Here is a 17,726-nt window from a genome sequence, read left to right on the forward strand (position 1 = left end):
GTGGTGGCCGTCCGCGTACGCCCCCGTCAGGGGTAGAGGCAGGCGGTACGGCGGGCGGCGAGCCGCTGGTCGGCGGGGAGCGGCAGGACCTCGGCGGTGCTGGATCCGTCGGGGCGGGCCATCCGCACGTCGAGTACGTCGGTCGGCGCGCCACCGCCGAGACAGGCGACCGCGACCACCGGGATCTCGGCGGTGGTTCCGGGTCGCACCGACAGGTGGTCGGGCTTCCAGGTCAGGTCGAACGGCGGGGCGGCCAGTCCGGTCATCCCGATCTGGTGCCAGCGGCGCTCCGTCGGCAGCGCGGGATCGTCCGCGTAGTAGGCGGCAAAGCCGACGATCTCCAGGTGCGTGCCGGTCGCGCTCAGCCGCCACCCACCCGGGCCGGTCCCATCGGGGGCGATCGCGAGGGCGATCGTGGCCGGCCCGGGTCGGTCACCCCGGCAGCGGGACGGTTCCAGACCCGTGGGCGGGTTGCCGTGCACCACCCCGGAGGCGATCAGCCCACCGTCGGCCAGGGTGAACCAGCGGATGTCGGGGGTCTGGGAGGTGGAGTCGTTGATCCGCTCACCCAGGCAGTAGCCGGTGAGCCCGAGCACGCAGCCGGGCGGAATGGTGTAGAGGATGCCCTGGTCGCGGCGGGGCTCGCTCCGGACATGCACGCCACTGCCGTACGTGACGGCGGTGAAGGCGGCGTCCGTGGCGGTCGTCGGGCAGGCCGTGCTGGTCGTCGTGCCGGCGGCCGCCGTCGCCCCCTCGGGCCCCCACCTCAGCTGGGTCATCGGCAGCACGGCGGCCGTACTGGCGAGACCGGCGACCGCCACCGCCGCCAGCACCAGTCGCCGTCGGAGTTTCCGGGGCCGCGGAGGGCTCGCGGGCCGGTCGTGGGCCGGTCCGGCCGCTTCGCCGGCGTCGGTCGGCTCACCCGTGGCCGGGGCGGCTGGATCCCCGGCAGCCACAGTGGACGGTGACGCTGCGAGGGGCGCGGTGGAGCGCAGTTCCTCGTCGAGTTCGAGCCAACGTTGTCGCCATTCGGCGGTGTCCCCGCCGCAGGCACCGACGTACGCGAGCAGCACGTCGAGACTGGGTTGCCGGATTCCGCTGGCGGCGGCGGAGAGGGTCGAGGCGCTGTAGCCGGCGACCTCGGCCAGTCGCCGGTAGGTGGGGTTGCCGGCCTCGACACGTAACTTTCGTAGCTCATGGGCGAATGACGACAACGGTCCAGCGGTCGGATCTACGGGCCGCTCGTGCCGAGCCATGCCGCTCCCCTGTCTCGGTAGCGCCCTGGAGCGGGGTGCCGCAGCACAGGGCTCATGTTCCCTGGTAAGTCGTCCAAAGTAGGGAATTATATTGACTTCGTTGAACCGGCCGAGGAGTGCGCCCTGCGCGGGAATCTTGATCCACGTCTGTGGCGTTGAAGCCCGGGAGAGTCACCCCGCCCCGGCCTCGTCAATCTCTCGATGACGGCGCTTCAGCACCCGGAGAGAGATCAGGATGAACAAGACCGCCCACGAGCAGGACGCGCTGCCCGGCGACCTGATGACCAACCGCCAGCGCGCGCAACTCGTGCTCGTGCTCGGCGCGTTGATCGCCATCGGGCCGCTGACCATCGACATGTACCTGCCGGCGCTGCCGGCCATCACCACCGGCCTGCAGACCACCGAGACGGCCGTGCAGTTGACCCTGACCGGCACGCTGGTCGGCCTCGCGTTGGGCCAACTGCTGATCGGGCCGGTCTCCGACGTGGTCGGCCGACGCCTGCCGCTGCTCGCCGGGCTCGCCGCGCACATCGTGGCGTCCGTGCTGTGCGTCTTCGCACCGAACATCGCCGTGCTCGGCGTGCTGCGCGTCCTGCAGGGCCTCGGCGTCGCCGCCGCCACCGTGGTCGCCACGGCCGTCGTCCGCGACCTGTTCAGCGGCGCGTCGTTCGCGCGGATCTTCTCCCGCCTGATGCTGGTGATGGGGCTCGCACCGGTCCTCGCGCCGACGCTGGGCGGCGGGCTGCTGCGCTGGACCGAGTGGCGGGGCGTGTTCGCGGCGTTGGCCGTGCTGGGCGCGCTGCTGATCGTCGTCGCGGCGATCAGGTTGCCGGAGACCCTCGACGTGTCGCGCCGCCGGCACGGTGGGGTGGCGGCGACCCTGCGTGACTACCGGGCGCTGGTGAACGACCGGGCGTTCGTCGGTCTGGTGCTGGTCGCCGGGCTGGCCATGGCGTCGCTGTTCGCGTACGTCTCCGGGTCGTCCTTCGTCCTGCAGCGGGAGTACGGCCTCGACGAGCAGCAGTTCGGCCTGGCCTTCGGCGCCGGCGCGGTGGGCCTGATCGGGGCCACCCAGTTCAACGTCCGGCTGCTGCGCCGCTACACCCCGCAGCAGATCCTGATCAGCGCCCTGATCGCGGGGACGGCGGCCGGGCTGCTGCTGGTGCTGTTCGCCGCCACCGGCATCGGTGGCCTGGGCACCCTGCTCGCGTCGCTGTGGCTGGTGCTGGCCGCGGCCGGTCTGGCCCTGCCGAACGCGCCGGCGCTGGCCATGAGCCGGCACAGCGAGGCCGCCGGTACGGCAGCGGCGCTGCTCGGTGCCGTCCAGTTCGGCGTCGGCGCGCTGTCGGCGCCCCTGGCCGGCCTGTTCGGGACGGGGAGCGTACCGATGGCGGTCGTCATCGCGGGCGGCATGGCCGCGGCGCTGGCGGTCATGGTCCTGGTCGTGCCCCGCGCCACCCTCGGCCCGGTCGACGCCGACCTGGCCGTCGCCGTGCACTAGCCCCGACGCGTCGCCGACCCCACGAGGGCGGGCCGGTTCCCCGGCCCGCCCGACGGTCAGCGGATTTCGGTGGTGTCCTCGGGCCGGGACTGGCCGCGCGGTGGCGCGGACCACGGCGATTCGCCGCCCACCCGGCGGGGCAGCGGCTCGGTCGGTGTCGGATCGGCCGGGTAGCCCAGGGTCAGCGGTGCGGTGTCCCGCTCCGCCGATTCGGACGGCGACCAGTCGGTCAGGGTGAAGTCGTCGCCGCGCGGTGCGTCCGTCGGCGCCGGGGTGGCGGCCGGCACGGTCGCCGGCTGCGGCCACCGCCGCCAGCGCTGACCGCTGAACGTCGCCATCAGCAGCAGCAGGCCGATCAGGAAGAGCGTGCCGTTCTCCACCGGCAGCCGCAGCGGCAGCGGGTCGCCGAACACCTTCCACTCGTGCGGGATCGCGTCGCGCACCTCGAACGGCGCCACGAACATCCCGATGTACGGCGTGACCAGCAGCAGCCCGGCCACCAGTGGGCCCGCCGGCGAGAACCGCAGGGTGCCGAGCAGCCCGAGCAGGACACCGCCGACACCGAGGTACACGGCCGGCTCGATCAGGTTGGCGGTGTTGAAGGTGCCGATCTCCACCCAGCGGTCGACCGTCCGGCTCGACCCGTCCTGTCCGAGTGTGACCAGCACCCACGTGACGGGTGCCACCACCAACCCGGCGAGGAAGCTCCAGAGATGTCGCATCCGCGCACCGTACCGTTTTCGGCATGACCGAGCACCTCTCCGCCGCTCCGACCGGCAAGCCGACGTCGTACTCCCGCGTCACCCTCAGCAAGATCATGACCGCGGTGGACGTCAACCTCTACGGAACCGTTCACGGCGGGGTCCTGATGAAGTTCGTCGACGACGTGGCGGGCGCCGCCGCCGCCCGGCACAGCGGCGGGACGGCGGTCACCGCGGCGATCGACGAGATCGTCTTCTCCGAGGCGGTCCGGGTCGGTGACCTGGTGCACGCGCACGCCCAGGTGAACTGGACCGGGCAGACCTCGATGGAGGTGGGGGTGCGGGTGGTCGCCGAGCGGTGGGACTCGGCCGAGGACGCGCCGGTGCGGGTCGCCACGGCGTACCTGGTCTTCGTCGGGGTGGACGTCGGCGGCGCGCCGCGCACGGTCCGCCCGGTGCTGCCGGAGACGCCGGAGGACGAGCGCCGGTACCGGGAGGCGGAGATCCGCCGCGAGCACCGGCTGGCCCGGCGCCGGGCCATCCAGGCGCACCGGGCGGGCTGACCCACATGGGTCGCCGGGGTGGTGTGTGGGCCGGGCACGCGTCGATCGGCCCACCCGGTGCGCAGAATGGCGCTTCGAGGTAGGGCAAGATGGCGCCACGGCCCATGCACAGTGACGTGCGGGCCTCAGGGAGGGTGGAGCAGTGGGTGACGTGCTGTGGACGCCGCCGGCGGACGTGCTCGAGCGGTCCCGGATCGGCGACTACCTACGCTGGCTGCGGGAGCACCGCGGGCTGGACTTCGCCGACTACGACGCGCTGTGGCAGTGGTCGGTCACCGACCTGGACGCCTTCTGGCGCTCGATCTGGGACCACTTCGAGGTCGTGGCGCACACCCCGCCGACCGCCACGCTGGCCGAGCGGGCGATGCCCGGGGCCCGCTGGTTCCCCGGCGCGACCCTCAACTACGCCGAGAACGTGCTGCGGATGCCGGGCCGTGCCGACGACGACCCCGTCGTCATCGCGCACGGCCAGACCCGGCCGCCGGTCACCCTCACCGCCGCCGAGCTGCGCGAGCAGGTCCGCCGGGTGTCGGCCGGTCTGCGCCGGCTCGGCGTCACCGCCGGGGACTGGGTGGCGGCGTACGCGCCGAACATCTCCGAGACGTACGTCCTGCTGCTCGCCACCGCCAGCCTGGGCGCGATCTTCTCGTCCTGCGCGCCCGAGTTCGGCACCCGCAGCGTCACCGACCGCTGGCAGCAGATCGAGCCGACCGTGCTGGTCGCCGTGGACGGCTACCGGTACGGCGACAAGCCCGTCGACCGGCGGGCCGAGGTAGCCGCCATCCGTGCCGCCCTGCCGTCGCTGCGGCACACCGTCGGCATCGCGTACCTCGGCTCGGGGAGCGCGACCGGTGACGGCCCGGCCGCCGCGTCGGCGGACGGCGCGTCGGACGGCCTCCTCGACTGGGCCGACCTGGCCGCGCCGACCGACGAGCCGTTGACGTTCACGCCGGTGCCGTTCGACCACCCGCTGTACGTGCTCTACTCCTCGGGCACCACCGGCCTGCCCAAGCCGATCGTCCACGGCCACGGTGGCATCCTGCTGGAACACCTGAAGATGCTGGCCCTGCATCACGACCTCGGCCCGTCCGACCGGTTCTTCTGGTTCACCACCACCGGCTGGATGATGTGGAACTTCCTGGTCTCCGGGCCGGCGGTGGGCGCGGCCATCGTGCTCTTCGACGGCAACCCGGGCCACCCCGATCTCGGCGAGATGTGGCGGCTCGCGGCGGAGACCGGTACCACCTACTTCGGCACCTCCGCGCCGTTCCTGCTGGCCTGCCGCAAGGCCGGCCTGGTGCCCCGCGACATCGCCGACCTGTCCGCGCTGCGCGGCGTTGGTTCCACCGGTGCGCCGCTGCCCGCCGAGGGCTTTCACTGGGTGTACGAGACGGTCGGCGACCAGGTGCAGCTCCAGTCGCTCTCCGGCGGCACCGACGTGTGCACCGGCTTCGTCGGCGGGGTGCCGCTGCTGCCCGTGTATGCCGGTGAGATCGCCTGCCGCGCGCTGGGCGCGAAGGTGGAGGCCCGCTCGGCCGACGGCACCCCGGTGATCGGTGAGCTGGGCGAGTTGGTGATCACCGAGCCGATGCCGAGCATGCCGGTGGGCTTCTGGAACGACCCGGACGGCGTGCGGTACGCCGAGGCGTACTTCTCGGTCTACCCGGGCGTGTGGCGGCACGGTGACTGGATCACCATCAACGCCCGCGGCGGCTGCGTGATCACCGGACGGTCCGACGCCACCCTCAACCGTGGCGGGGTACGGCTCGGCACCGCCGAGTTCTACTCAGTCGTCGAAGGGCTGGACGAGGTCGTCGACTCGGTCGTCGTGCACCTGGAGGACGACGAGGGCGGTGCCGGCGAGCTGCTGCTCTTCGTGGTGCTGACGGACGGCCTGTCCCTGGACGACGCCCTGCGCGCGAAGATCAGCCGTGAGCTGCGTACCGCGCTTTCCCCCCGGCACGTCCCCGACGAGATCCACCAGGTGCGCGCCGTGCCCCGGACGCTCTCGGCGAAGAAGCTGGAGGTGCCGGTCAAGAAGATCCTCACCGGCATCCCGGTCGACCGGGCCGCCGCCAAGGGCGCCCTGGCCAACCCCGAGTCCCTGACGGCGTTCGCCACCTTCGCCCAGTCCCGCACCCACCCCTGACCGACCCCACCCCTGAGGCTCCCGCACGCCGTGGCCCCTGCCCCCCTCCGCGCCGCGCCTCCGCAAACGTCGATCATGAAGTTGTGGTGCCCCGCGAAAGGCGCAATACGGAAGTATTCGCCCACCACAACTCCATGATCGACCCGGGTCTGACCCTGTGGTCCCGCGATCTTGCACTTTCTGTCGCGACATAAGGGGCACCCCCACGCGTATCGGCATCCGAAAGTGCAAGATCGGCGGGGCTTGGCGGGGCGGGGTGGGGGAGGGCGGGGCGGGGTTTTTAGGGGAGGGGGTGGGTGACTTTTTCGGCGGTCAGGCGGGTGGCCAGGCGGGTGGGGTCCAGGTTGGCGCAGAGGACCACCGTGGCGGCGCGGGTGAGCGGGGCGAGGAGCCAGTCGACCGGGTCGGGGTAGCGGGCGGCGTCGACCAGGACCCGCGCTCCGGGCTCGATGCCCAACTCGGCCGCGCGGGCCTCGGCGCGGGCCAGCAGGTGCGCGTCGGTGGGACCCGGGCCGGGCTGCGGGGTGAAGTGGTCGCCGTGCCCGCGTACCTCGACCACGTAGTCCGCGAAGCCGGGCGGCACCTGCCGCAGCGGGGCGGCGAGCGGGGCGAGACCCAGGGCGTACCGCTCGTCCGCGGACCAAGATTGCGCCTCGTCGAACCGGTCGGCGGCGGCGAAGAGGACGTCCACGGGCCCCGGCGTGTCGAGCACGCTCAGCTTGGCCGACCAGCAGCCCAGCAGCACCGCCGCGGTCTGCCAGTGCGCAGGGAGCAGGACGCCGGCCGGTGTGCCCGGCGCGAGGCCGACCTCGTCGACGAGGAGATTGGCGGTCTTCGACACCCAGTTCGCCAGGGTGACGCCGGAAAGTTCGGTGCGGTCGCCGGTGGCGTCGTCGTACCAGGTCAGCAGCGGTCGGGTCGGGTCGGTCGCGATCGCGTCGGCGAACACCCGGGCAATGTTGTCGGCCATCGGCGCGAACGATACGCCTTCGTCACCCGTACTCGATGACGATGACAAGTCGGCGTACGGTCGGGTCGCAGTCAGCGTCGGCCCCGTACTCCGGCGTAGGCTTTACCCCCGGAGTGTTGTTCCCCACAGACCCACCTACAAGGAGTCGCCCCGTGACCGCCGGTCGCCCGCCCCGCGTGCTCATCGACGCCACGAGTGTCCCCGCCGACCGTGGTGGTGTCGGTCGATACGTCGACGGTCTGCTCGGTGCCCTCGGCAAGGTGTGCGGGTCGGGGGTGGAGTTGGCCGTGGTGAGCCTCCGCACCGACCAGGAGCGGTACACCCGGATGCTGCCGGGCGCGGAGATCATTCCCGCGCCGGCCGCCGTGGCGCACCGCCCGGCCCGCCTCGCCTGGGAGCAGACCGGCCTGCCGCTGCTCGCCCAGCAGGTCGGCGCGCACGTGCTGCACTCGCCCTTCTACACCTGCCCGCTGCGCGCCGGGTGCCCGGTGACGGTCACCGTGCACGACGCGACGTTCTTCACCGAGCCGGAGCACTACGACAAGTCGCGCCGGACGTTCTTCCGCAGCGCGATCAAGACATCGCTGCGTCGCGCCGACCGGGTGATCGTGCCCAGCAAGGCCACCCGGGACGAGCTGATCCGACTGCTCGACGCCGACCCGACCCGTATCGACGTGGCCTACCACGGCGTCGACCACGCCGCCTTCCACGCGCCGAGCGAGGAGGAGAAGGCCCGGGTCCGCGCCCGGCTGGGGCTGGGCAACAGCAGCTACGTCGCCTTCCTCGGCGCCAAGGAGCCGCGCAAGAACGTACCCAATCTGATTCGGGGTTGGGCTCGTGCGGTGGCGGACCGGGCCGAGCCGCCGGCGCTGGTGATCGCCGGCGGGCAGGGGCACGACGACGACATCGACCGCGCGGTGGCCGAGGTGCCGTCGCACCTGCGCCTGCTGCGCCCCGGCTACCTGCGGTACGGGGACCTGCCCGGCTTCCTCGGCGGTGCGCTGGTCGCGGCCTACCCCTCGTACGGTGAGGGGTTCGGCCTGCCGATCCTGGAGGCGATGGCGTGCGCCGCTCCGGTGCTGACCACGCCCCGCCTGTCGCTGCCCGAGGTGGGTGGCGACGCGGTCGCGTACACCTCGGAGGACCCGGACCAGATCGCCACCGACCTGGCCGCCCTGCTCGACGACGAGCAGCGCCGGTTGTCGTTGGCGAAGGCCGGCTTCGACCGGGCCAAGGAGTTCACCTGGGAGTCCAGCGCCGAGGTGCACATCGCCGCCTGGAGTCGCGCCCGTTCGTGACCGTTCGGGGCCCCTCGTGGTGACCCGTGCCACTGCGGGGGGATGCGTCGGGCATGATGTGCGGATGCTTTATGCGGTCATTCCGGCAGGTGGCAGCGGCACAAGGTTGTGGCCGTTGTCCCGCGCCGGCCACCCCAAGTTCCTCCACCCGCTGACCGGCACCAGCTCCTCGCTGCTGCAGGCGACCGTGGAGCGGCTCGCGCCGCTGACCACACCGGATCGGACCCTTGTGGTCACCGGTGCCGCGCACGTCGCGGCGGTCGCCCGGCAGCTCACCGGCCTGCCGGAGGAGAACATCCTGGTCGAGCCGTCCCCCCGGGACTCCTGCGCGGCGATCGCGCTGGCCGCGGCGGTGATCGCGGTGCGCGACCCGGAGGCGGTGATGGGCAGCTTCGCGGCCGACCACCTGATCCGTGACCCGGACAGCTGGGTGCGCACGGTCCAGGAGGCGGTCCGGGGTGCCGAGCAGGGCATGCTGATGACGGTCGGGATCACCCCGACCCGGCCGGAGACCGGCTACGGCTACCTGGAGACCGGCGACGCCACCGACGGCACCCCGTGGCGTCAGGTGGCCGAGTTCAAGGAGAAGCCGGCGGCCGAGGTCGCCGAGGCGTACGTCCGCTCGGGTCGGCACCTCTGGAACGCCAGCATGTTCGTCTGGCGGGTGGACGTGTTCCTCGCCGAGTTGGCCCGTCAGCAGCCGGCGCTGCACGCCGGGGTCACCGCGATCGCCGCCGCCTGGGGTACGCCGGAGCAGGACGACGTCCTCGGCACGGTGTGGCCGACGCTGCCGAAGATCTCCGTCGACTACGCGGTGATGGAGGGCGCGGCCACCGCGGGTCGGGTGGCCACGGTGCCGGGTGACTTCGGCTGGAACGACGTCGGCGACTTCCACACCCTCGGCGACGTGCTCCCCGCCGACGACGCGGGCAACGTGGTGCTCGGCACGGACGCCAAGCCGGGCGTGCTGCTGCGGGACACCGCCGACCTGGTCGTGGTGCCGCAGTCGGGTCGACTGGTGGCGGTCATCGGTGTGCGTGACCTGATCGTGGTGGACACCCCGGACGCGGTGCTGGTCTGCCCGCGCGAGCGGGCTCAGGACGTGAAGCTGCTGGTCGACGAACTCAAGGAGCGCGGCGAAGAGGGCTACGTCTGACGTTCGGTGCGACCCGCGGCCGAGGCGCCCCGAAGGCGGCGTCATTGCGGCGATGGCGGGGGCCGGCTGGCGCTGGCGGCGGGAACGTCCGTCGCCAGCGCCGTGTCACCACCTGCGCAGGGCCGCGAGAGCCGGCTCGACGAGTTGTGCGGTCCCGCCGGCCAGCGGCTCGGGCAGCCGGTCGGGCGGGAACCAGCCCAGCGCCTCGGACTCGTCGCTGACGTGCTCGACCGCGTCGGCCGGAGCGACCACGGCGAACCGGACGTCGTAGTGGCGTGAGCCGCCCTGGCACTGCACCTCGTGCACGTCGATGTCGATCGGCACCGGATCGATGCGCAGCCCGGTGATGCCGGACTCCTCGGTTGCCTCGCGCAGCGCGGCCCCGACAAGCGTCCGGTCGACCGGCTCGCAGTGCCCGCCGAGCTGCACCCACCGGCTGAACTTGGCGTGCAGACAGAGCAGCACCCGTGCTCCGGTCGGGTCCAGCACCAGCGCGCTCGCGGTGACGTGACCAGGACGGTGCTGCCGGCTCATCGCGATCGGTCCGGCGGCGAGCAGCGCGAGGGTGCGGTCCCGGGCCTCGGCCGCCGCCGGGCTGGTCGGCTGCCAGCCTTCCAGCAGCGCGACGGCATCGGCGTGCAGCGCCGCGAACGTCGTGGAATCGGTGGGGTCGGCGGCGGGTTCGGTCATCGCGGTGTCGGGCATCCCGTCACTCTACGAGCGGGCGGCTCTTGGCCTGGCCGGCGACGCGTACCGCGGCGGCGGGTGACCGGACGACACCTCTGCGGAGCAAGGGCCGCAGACCCTCGTGGTGCCGCCCGATCACCGGTCCTCCCCAGTCCCGGTGCCCCGGCGTCGAGCGCGTCCAGGACGCGTCGGTGCCGTGCCGGGCACTGGAAGCATGCCCAATGCTCCCCGGAGGCGTCGAGGTTTTTCAGTCCAGGCTTAAAGATGGAGATAACTGCCGGCCGGGTAGAGTCGAAACGGCCGCCCGGCATCCCTCTGCCGGCGGCACGGGAGCGCTCCATGCTGAAGATCCACTTTTCCGGCGAGGACATCCTTCGGACCCGGGTGGCGCCGGCGGCTGACCCGGTCTGGGAGCTGGTCCTCAGCCTGCACGCGTTGCAGGGCCGCAACCGCGACCCGTTGACGTCGGCCTGGCGGCGCACGGTGACCCGAGGGCTGCGCCGGGACGTCGCCTCCGACCAGCTCCGACTGCTCTTCGCCCTGAACCCGCCGCGCGGCTACTTCCCCGACTTCCTCACCCCGTACGCCAGCGTGGAGGGTTTCGAGGCGGGCCTGGACGCGGTCCGCAGCACGCCGATCGAGGTGCTCCAACGGGACCTGACCCTGGTGGCCGCCGAGAACCCGCTGCCCACCTCGGCCGCCGCGCTGGCCCGTGGCGACGTGGCGACGTTGCGGCACCTCGCGGATTCGATGGAGCAGTACCGGGCGCTGGCGATCAGCCCGTACTGGGGCCGGATCCAGGCCGCCGTGGCGGCGGACCGCAACCGTCGGGCGCGCGCCCTCCTCGACGGCGGCGTCGAGGGCCTCCTGACCAGCCTGCGTCCGAGTATGCGCTGGGCGAACGGGGTGCTCGAGGTGCGCGACTACCCGCACAGCCGGGAGTTGCACCTGGACGGGCGAGGGCTGCTGCTGGTGCCGTCGTTCTTCTGCGCACCCACCCCGGTCGCCCTGCTCGACCCGGCGCTGCCGCCCGTCCTGGTCTATCCCGTGGACCGGCTGGGCGGCCTGGCCGACAGCGACGCAACAGGCGGGACCGGTGCCGGCCGCGAGTCGCTGGCCGCGCTGCTCGGCCGGACCAGGGCCGCCGTGCTGGAGGCCAGCGACGACGGCTGTACGACGGGCGAGATGGCCCGTCGGCTCGACATCTCCCCGGCGGCGGCGAGCCAGCACGCCACCGTCCTGCGCAACGCCGGCCTGCTCGTCAGCCACCGCGACCGCAACACCGTGCTCCACACGCTGACCCCGTTAGGCCGAGCAGTCCTAGAGGCATAACCACCCGACCCCACCCGCCCCGGTCCGGCTCGTCGATCATGAAGTTATCGCCCGGACACGCCGAGGCGACGGGCAATAACTTCATGATCGACGCGGGAGGACCGCCGGAGCCGGCCCGGGGCGCGGTCAGCGGGGGTGGGACCTACAGGGCCAGGGCGGCGCTGGCTGGGCTGCCGGCGGGTGGGGGCAGCAGCTTCGACGGGACGCCTTCGGCGGCCAGGGCGACGCGCAGCCGGTGCAGGTCGGCGCCGAAGCGGACCAGGTCCATCGGGTCGACCGGTGCCGGGGCGGTGCCGAGCAGCAGCGCGGTGGCGTCGGCGGGCCAGCCCGGCACCTCGGCGACCAGGCCGGCGCGTACCTCCGCCTCGTCGACGAGCGTGAAGACCGTGCCGGGGGTGACCACCTCGGCCACCGCGGCGAGCGCCCGCCGCACCGCGGCGGGGTCGACCGGCTCGGGGCCGACGGCCTCCGCGAGGGCCGCGGCGTCGGCCAGCCCGGCGGTGCGGGCCTCGGCGGTGCCCAGCGAGAAGAGGTCCTGCGCGGCGTCCCGGACCAGCGCCCGCGCGCCGCCGGAGTCGTCCGCGCCGGTGGCGGTGAGGTACCCCCGCACCACGGCCACCGGGACCTGGTCACACTTACCCTTGATCAACTCACCGGCGCCGGCCAGCTCGTCCACCACCGCCATCTGGGTGAGCTGAAGCTCGTTGCCGTACGGGTCGACCTCGCCCCGGTGGTCGCGGATGGCGGGCATGCCGGCGACCCCGAGCGCGACGTCGGTCAGCCCGTTGCGCCAGGGCCGGCCCATGGTGTCGCTGACGATCACCGCGACGTCGAGGTCGTACCGTTCCCGCAGCGCGGCGCGCAGCTCCCGGGCCGACGCGTCCGGGTCCACCGGCAACAGCACCAGTCGGGTCTTGTCCACGTTCGACGCGTCGATCCCGGCGGACGCCATCACGAACCCGTGGTGGGTCTGCACGATCCGGGTCGCACCTCGGCTGGCCACGACGCGGGCGGTCTCGCCGGCCAGCACCTCGTCGCGTGCGGCGAGCCGCTCCGGCCCGTCCGCCGGGACGTCGACCAGGCGTCCCTCCGCCTTGGAGACGATCTTGCTGGTCACCACCAGCACGTCGCCGTCGCGCAGCCACGGCGCGGCGGTGGCGATCAACGCCGCCAGGTCGTCGCCCTCACTCACATGGCCGATGCCCAGCACCGGCAGGATCTCCAGCCTCACGTCAACTCCACCGCGGCGCGGACCATAGCCGCCGTCGCCGCCTCGTCGGTCATCCGCAGCGGCACCGCGCGGACCGTCACCTCCGGCACCAGCGTGTCGGCGTCCTCCTCGGCGACCAGCCAGCCGTCCAGCAGGCCACCGGCCGTCCGCCCGCCGTACAGCCGGCCCACCCCGGCCGCGCTGCACTCGACGCCGAGCACCTCGAGACACCGGTCGGCCATGCCGCGCACCGGGGCGCCGCCGATGATCGGCGAGACACCCACCACCGGTGCCGGGCCGTCCACCACGGCCTCCCGCATCCCGGGTACGGCGAGCACCGGCGCGATGCTCACCACCGGATTGCTCGGGGCGACCAGCACCAGGTCGGCCGCCCCGATGGCGTCCAGCACCCCGGGGGCCGGCTTCGCCGTCTCCGCGCCCACGAACACGAAACGGTGGGTCTCGATGTTCGCCCGGTACCGCACCCACCACTCCTGGAAGTGGATCGCCCGCTGGCCCGGGTCGCCCCCGGCAGCGGGCCCACTGCTGCCGCTCACGATGGCGTGGGTCTCCAGCCGGTCGTCGGTCGCCGGCAGCAGGCGTACGCCGGGCTGCCAGCGGCTCGCCAGCGCCTCGGTGACCGCGCTGAGCGGGTAACCGCCGTTGAGCATGGTGCTGCGGACCAGGTGGGTGGCGATGTCCTTGTCGCCGAGGCCGAACCAGGTGGGCTCGACGCCGTACCCGGCCAGCTCCTCCTTGACCGTCCAGCTCTCCCCGACCCGGCCCCAGCCCCGCTCCGGGTCGGCGCCGCCGCCGAGGGTGTACATGACGCTGTCCAGGTCGGGGCAGATCTTCAACCCGTGCAGCCACAGGTCGTCGCCGACGTTGACCACGGCGGTCACCTCGGCGCCGACCTCGCGGGCGTACGCCCGGACGCCGAGCAGGAACCGGGCACCCCCGATGCCGCCGGCCAGAACCACGATGCGCATGTCGACCATCCTCGCGTACGTGACGCCTCCGGTCCGCCGGTGCCCGGGGAGACTAGGCTCACGTGCGCCCTGTCCGTCCGATGCCCCGAGGGGGAGCTCGTGACCAGCCCCGCCGAGCCCGCGTCCGCCGACGCGACGCAGGCCCGCCAGCTGACCAAGCCACTGCGCGAACTGGGTGCGCTCGCCCTGCTCGGCGCCAACGCCGTTCTCCTCTTCGTGGGGCTGCTCCGGCTGATCAGTCCCGCCGACTACACCGACTTCACCGGTCGGGCGGGCAGCTCCTTCTTCTCGTTCATCGGGGTGGAGGCGGTGGTCCTGCCGCTGCTGGCCGTACTGTTGGCCACCCACGTCGCGCCGGTGCTGCCCAAGGCAAAGCTGATCACGCAGGTGGCGCTCGGCGAGTACGCGTTCAGCGCGCTGTTCGGCACGCTCACCATGCTCATCTGGACGGTGGGCCGGCTCGCCGACGCGGAGATCTTCGACGCGCTGCTCGGCATCCTCACCCGGTTCGCCTGGTTGGTGATCTTCGCGGTGGCCGCCTGGGTGGTCTTCACGATCTGGCGGGCGTTCTACTACGTGCCCAAGCCGAAGCCGCAGCCGGGCGTGTACGGGCAGCCGCCGCAGGGCTGGCCGCAGCAGCCCGCTGGTTGGCCGGCCCCGGGTCAGCCCGGTGGTCAGCCGCAGGGCGGTTGGCCCACTCCCGGCCAGCCGGGCGGTTACCCGCAGGCGGGTCAGCCGGGCGGTTACCCGCCGGCGCAGTTCCCGGGCCAGTACGGCCAGCCGTCCCCGCCGTTCCAGGCCCCGCACTCCGCGCCGCCGCACCAGCAGTCCGCGCCGCCGCACCAGCAGTCCGCGCCACCGTTCCCGGCGGGCCCGCAGTCTGCTCCGCCGTTCCCGCAGTCCGCGCCGCCGGCCAACCCGGGCCCGCAGTCCGCGCCGCCCGCGCCGCCGTTCGGCCAGCCGCCGTCGGCCGATCCGACCCAGGCGATCCCGCGTCAGTCCGCCGAGCCGCCGTCGGCCGACCCGACCCAGGCGATCTCGCGTCCGGCCAGCGAGGACAACGACCGCACCCAGCACATCAACCCCGACAACCCGCCGCGCTGACCCACACCCCCCGCCGCCAACCGCGCGCCGATCTTGCACTTTCGGTTGTCGGTTCGCGTGAATTGCCCGGTGTGCCACGACAGAAAGTGCAAGATCGGCGAGCGCTCGCCGATCTTGCACTTTGGGTGGTCGTTATGAGTGTTATGCCCCTCGTGTCGCCACCGAAACTGCAAGATCGCCGTGGGCTGGGGCGGGCTGGGGCGGGCTGGGGCGGGCGGGGAGGCGCTGCGCATAGGGTGGGCGGATGGTTGATCGGATGCACCCCGGGCCCGGCGAGGCGAGCGTGCGGCGGGCGCTGGGTCGGGCCGCTGCCGGCCGGGCGCTGGACCTTGACGAGGCGTCCGCGCTGCTCACCGCTCGCGGGGAGGCTCTTGACGAGCTGCTGCGGGTGGCCGGTCAAATCCGTGACGCGGGGCTGCGGGAGGCTGGGCGGCCGGGTGTCGTCACGTACTCGAAGAAGGTTTTCATCCCGCTGACCCGGCTCTGCCGGGACCGGTGCCACTACTGCACCTTCGCCACCGTGCCGCACCGCCTGCCGGCGCCGTTCCTGGACCGCGACGAGGTCCTCGCGATCGCCCGGGAGGGTGCGGCGCAGGGCTGCAAGGAGGCCCTGTTCACCCTCGGTGACCGGCCGGAGGAGCGGTGGCCGGCGGCCCGCACCTGGCTGGACGAGCGCGGCTACGACTCCACCCTGGACTACCTGCGCGCCTGCGCGGTTGCCGTGTTGGAGGAGACGGGGCTGCTGCCGCACCTCAACCCGGGGGTGCTGTCCTGGTCGGAGCTGCAACGGCTGAAGCCGGTCGCGCCGAGCATGGGCATGATGCTGGAGACCACCGCCACCCGGCTCTGGTCCGAGCCGGGCGGCCCGCACTACGGGTCACCGGACAAGGAACCGGCGGTCCGGCTGCGGGTGCTCGACGACGCCGGCCGGGTCGGGGTGCCGTTCACCACGGGCATCCTCATCGGCATCGGGGAGACCCCCGCCGAGCGGGTCGACGCGCTGTTCGCGATCCGCCGCGCCCACCGCGAGTACGGCCACCTCCAGGAGGTGATCGTGCAGAACTTCCGCGCCAAGCCGGACACGGCGATGCGCGGCATGCCCGACGCGGAGCTGCACGACCTGGCCGCCACGGTGGCCGTGGCCCGGTTGCTGCTCGGCCCGAAGGCCCGGATCCAGGCCCCGCCGAACCTCATCGCGGGCGAGTACGACCTGCTGCTGCGGGCCGGCATCGACGACTGGGGTGGCGTCTCGCCGCTCACCCCGGACCACGTCAACCCGGAGCGCCCGTGGCCGCAGATCGAGGAGCTGGCGAAGCACACCGAGCTGGCCGGGTTCACGCTGCGGGAGCGGTTGACGATCTACCCCGAGTACGTGCGGGCGGGCGACCCGTGGCTCGACCCGAGGCTGCTGCCGCATGTGAGCGCGTTGGCCGATCCGGCGACCGGCATGGCCGTGGAGTTGGCGGTGCCGCAGGGCCGGCCCTGGCAGGAGCCGGAGGAGGTGTTCGGCGGCCGGATCGACCTGCACGCCACCATCGACACCACCGGCCGGACCGACGATCGGCGCGGCGACTTCGACAGCGTCTACGGCGACTGGGCCGAGGTCGCCGGCAAGGTCACCCCCGAGGCGGCGGCGCGCCGATCGGGCGTACCCCCGATCGCGGCCGGCGGTGGCGCGGACCGTGACCTGACGGCCGGGCTGCGGCTCGCCGCGGACGACCCGGCGGCGCTGCTCGACCCCGCCCACACCGACGCGGCGTTGGCGCTGTTCGCGGCGGACGGGCCGGCGCTGGACGAATTGTGCCGGCTGGCCGACGACGTACGCCGGGACACGGTCGGCGACGACGTGACCTACGTGGTCAACCGCAACATCAACTTCAGCAACGTCTGCTACGTGGGCTGCCGGTTCTGCGCCTTTGCCCAGCGTGAGCGGGATGCCGACGCCTACCGGCTCTCCGTCGACCAGGTGGCGGACCGCGCCGAGGAGGCGTGGGCGGCCGGTGCCAGCGAGGTGTGCCTCCAGGGCGGGATCGACCCGAAGATGCCGGTCACCGGCTACGCGGACATCGTGCGCGCCATCAAGGCTCGGGTGCCGGAGATGCACGTGCACGCGTTCTCCCCGATGGAGATCGTCACCGCCGCCGCGAAGGCCGGCGTACCGGTCCGCGAGTGGCTCACCCAGCTCCGCGAGGCCGGACTGGACACCATCCCGGGCACCGCCGCCGAGATCCTCGACGACGACGTGCGCTGGGTGCTGACCAAGGGCAAACTGCCGGCCGCCGCCTGGGTCGAGGTGGTCAGCACGGCCCACGAGCTGGGCATCCGGTCCAGCTCCACGATGATGTACGGCCATGTCGACCACCCCGGCCAGTGGCTCGCCCACTTCCGGGTGCTGGCCGGTGTGCAGGACCGTACCGGCGGGTTCACCGAGTTCGTGGCGCTGCCGTTCGTGCACACCAACGCCCCGATCTACCTGGCCGGCATCGCCCGCCCCGGGCCGACCTGGCGGGAGAACCGGGTGGTGCACGCCATGTCCCGGCTGCTGCTGCACGGCCGGATCGACAACATCCAGTGCTCCTGGGTGAAGCTCGGTGACGAGGGCACGGTGGCGATGCTCCAGGGTGGCTGCAACGACCTGGGCGGCACGCTGATGGAGGAGACCATCTCCCGGATGGCCGGTTCCGGAAACGGGTCGGCGCGTACCGAGGAGCAGTTGCGGGGCATCGCGACGGCGGCCGGGCGGCCGGCGCGCAAGCGGACGACCGCATACGGTCACGTTCGCCGCTGAGGTCGAACCATTTCCCGCCGCC

At 73.0% G+C, this 17,726-nt stretch carries 14 protein-coding genes; 8 read left to right on the plus strand and 6 right to left on the minus strand.

Annotated elements, in window-relative coordinates:
* Positions 1-26 precede the first annotated feature (26 nt).
* Positions 27-1,214 carry a helix-turn-helix domain-containing protein gene (locus ACN263_RS03505; RefSeq protein WP_422738383.1) on the minus strand — a complete coding sequence of 396 codons (1,188 nt, stop codon included), beginning with the start codon at positions 1,212-1,214 and terminating at the stop codon, positions 27-29.
* A 277-nt stretch (positions 1,215-1,491) separates the two neighbouring features.
* Here ACN263_RS03505 and ACN263_RS03510 point away from each other — a divergent pair, with 277 nt between their 5' ends.
* Positions 1,492-2,757 carry a multidrug effflux MFS transporter gene (locus ACN263_RS03510; RefSeq protein WP_422738384.1) on the plus strand — a complete coding sequence of 422 codons (1,266 nt, stop codon included), beginning with the start codon at positions 1,492-1,494 and terminating at the stop codon, positions 2,755-2,757.
* A 56-nt stretch (positions 2,758-2,813) separates the two neighbouring features.
* Here the strand turns inward: ACN263_RS03510 and ACN263_RS03515 are convergent, their stop codons facing one another.
* Complete coding sequence (locus tag ACN263_RS03515) at positions 2,814-3,479, minus strand: hypothetical protein (protein WP_422738385.1); 666 nt, start codon at positions 3,477-3,479, stop codon at positions 2,814-2,816.
* A 23-nt stretch (positions 3,480-3,502) separates the two neighbouring features.
* Between ACN263_RS03515 and ACN263_RS03520 the strand changes: the two genes are divergently transcribed.
* A complete protein-coding gene (locus ACN263_RS03520) occupies positions 3,503-4,021 on the plus strand; it encodes an acyl-CoA thioesterase (protein ID WP_007455764.1) in 519 nt (172 codons plus the stop codon).
* 142 nt (positions 4,022-4,163) lie between these two features.
* Positions 4,164-6,170 (plus strand): acetoacetate--CoA ligase, encoded by a 2,007-nt coding sequence (locus ACN263_RS03525; protein ID WP_422738386.1) that lies wholly within the window; start codon positions 4,164-4,166, stop codon positions 6,168-6,170.
* 280 nt (positions 6,171-6,450) lie between these two features.
* On the opposite strand, the gene ACN263_RS03530 is transcribed toward ACN263_RS03525, so the two are convergent.
* Positions 6,451-7,140 carry a TIGR03089 family protein gene (locus ACN263_RS03530; protein WP_422738387.1) on the minus strand — a complete coding sequence of 230 codons (690 nt, stop codon included), beginning with the start codon at positions 7,138-7,140 and terminating at the stop codon, positions 6,451-6,453.
* 152 nt (positions 7,141-7,292) lie between these two features.
* Between ACN263_RS03530 and ACN263_RS03535 the strand changes: the two genes are divergently transcribed.
* Both ACN263_RS03535 and ACN263_RS03540 read left to right on the plus strand, forming a co-directional pair.
* Positions 7,293-8,438, plus strand: coding sequence for a glycosyltransferase family 4 protein (locus tag ACN263_RS03535; RefSeq protein ID WP_422738388.1), 1,146 nt, complete (start codon positions 7,293-7,295; stop codon positions 8,436-8,438).
* A gap of 64 nt (positions 8,439-8,502) precedes the next feature.
* Entirely contained in the window at positions 8,503-9,594 is a 1,092-nt protein-coding gene (locus ACN263_RS03540; RefSeq protein ID WP_421474615.1) for a mannose-1-phosphate guanylyltransferase, read from the plus strand.
* 105 nt (positions 9,595-9,699) lie between these two features.
* On the opposite strand, the gene ACN263_RS03545 is transcribed toward ACN263_RS03540, so the two are convergent.
* A complete protein-coding gene (locus ACN263_RS03545) occupies positions 9,700-10,299 on the minus strand; it encodes an NUDIX hydrolase (protein WP_422738389.1) in 600 nt (199 codons plus the stop codon).
* Positions 10,300-10,620: 321 nt separating this feature from the next.
* Between ACN263_RS03545 and ACN263_RS03550 the strand changes: the two genes are divergently transcribed.
* Positions 10,621-11,613, plus strand: a complete 993-nt coding sequence (locus tag ACN263_RS03550) for an ArsR/SmtB family transcription factor (protein ID WP_422738390.1) — start codon at positions 10,621-10,623, stop codon at positions 11,611-11,613.
* A gap of 142 nt (positions 11,614-11,755) precedes the next feature.
* Here ACN263_RS03550 and ACN263_RS03555 read toward each other — a convergent pair whose 3' ends face one another.
* Entirely contained in the window at positions 11,756-12,844 is a 1,089-nt protein-coding gene (locus ACN263_RS03555; RefSeq protein WP_422738391.1) for a coenzyme F420-0:L-glutamate ligase, read from the minus strand.
* Positions 12,841-13,812: a 2-phospho-L-lactate transferase gene (gene cofD, locus ACN263_RS03560; RefSeq protein WP_422738392.1), complete on the minus strand. Its 972-nt coding sequence runs from the start codon at positions 13,810-13,812 to the stop codon at positions 12,841-12,843. The genes ACN263_RS03555 and cofD overlap by 4 nt, the downstream gene beginning before the upstream one ends.
* Before the next feature lie 99 nt (positions 13,813-13,911).
* Between cofD and ACN263_RS03565 the strand changes: the two genes are divergently transcribed.
* Positions 13,912-14,916 carry a hypothetical protein gene (locus ACN263_RS03565; RefSeq protein WP_422738393.1) on the plus strand — a complete coding sequence of 335 codons (1,005 nt, stop codon included), beginning with the start codon at positions 13,912-13,914 and terminating at the stop codon, positions 14,914-14,916.
* Between the two features lie 244 nt (positions 14,917-15,160).
* A complete protein-coding gene (locus ACN263_RS03570) occupies positions 15,161-17,704 on the plus strand; it encodes a bifunctional FO biosynthesis protein CofGH (RefSeq protein WP_422738394.1) in 2,544 nt (847 codons plus the stop codon).
* Positions 17,705-17,726: the final 22 nt, after the last annotated feature.

Source organism: Micromonospora sp. WMMD729 (assembly GCF_049315225.1).
Lineage (GTDB): Bacteria > Actinomycetota > Actinomycetes > Mycobacteriales > Micromonosporaceae > Micromonospora.

Coding starts and splice junctions, on each gene's coding strand:
- ACN263_RS03510 (WP_422738384.1), top strand. CDS start 1,492: ATGAACAAGACCGCCCACGAGCAGGACGCGCTGCCCGGCGACCTGATG.
- ACN263_RS03515 (WP_422738385.1), bottom strand. CDS start 3,479: ATGCGACATCTCTGGAGCTTCCTCGCCGGGTTGGTGGTGGCACCCGTC.
- ACN263_RS03520 (WP_007455764.1), top strand. CDS start 3,503: ATGACCGAGCACCTCTCCGCCGCTCCGACCGGCAAGCCGACGTCGTAC.
- ACN263_RS03530 (WP_422738387.1), bottom strand. CDS start 7,140: ATGGCCGACAACATTGCCCGGGTGTTCGCCGACGCGATCGCGACCGAC.
- ACN263_RS03540 (WP_421474615.1), top strand. CDS start 8,503: ATGCTTTATGCGGTCATTCCGGCAGGTGGCAGCGGCACAAGGTTGTGG.
- ACN263_RS03545 (WP_422738389.1), bottom strand. CDS start 10,299: ATGCCCGACACCGCGATGACCGAACCCGCCGCCGACCCCACCGATTCC.
- ACN263_RS03550 (WP_422738390.1), top strand. CDS start 10,621: ATGCTGAAGATCCACTTTTCCGGCGAGGACATCCTTCGGACCCGGGTG.
- cofD (WP_422738392.1), bottom strand. CDS start 13,812: ATGCGCATCGTGGTTCTGGCCGGCGGCATCGGGGGTGCCCGGTTCCTG.
- ACN263_RS03570 (WP_422738394.1), top strand. CDS start 15,161: ATGGTTGATCGGATGCACCCCGGGCCCGGCGAGGCGAGCGTGCGGCGG.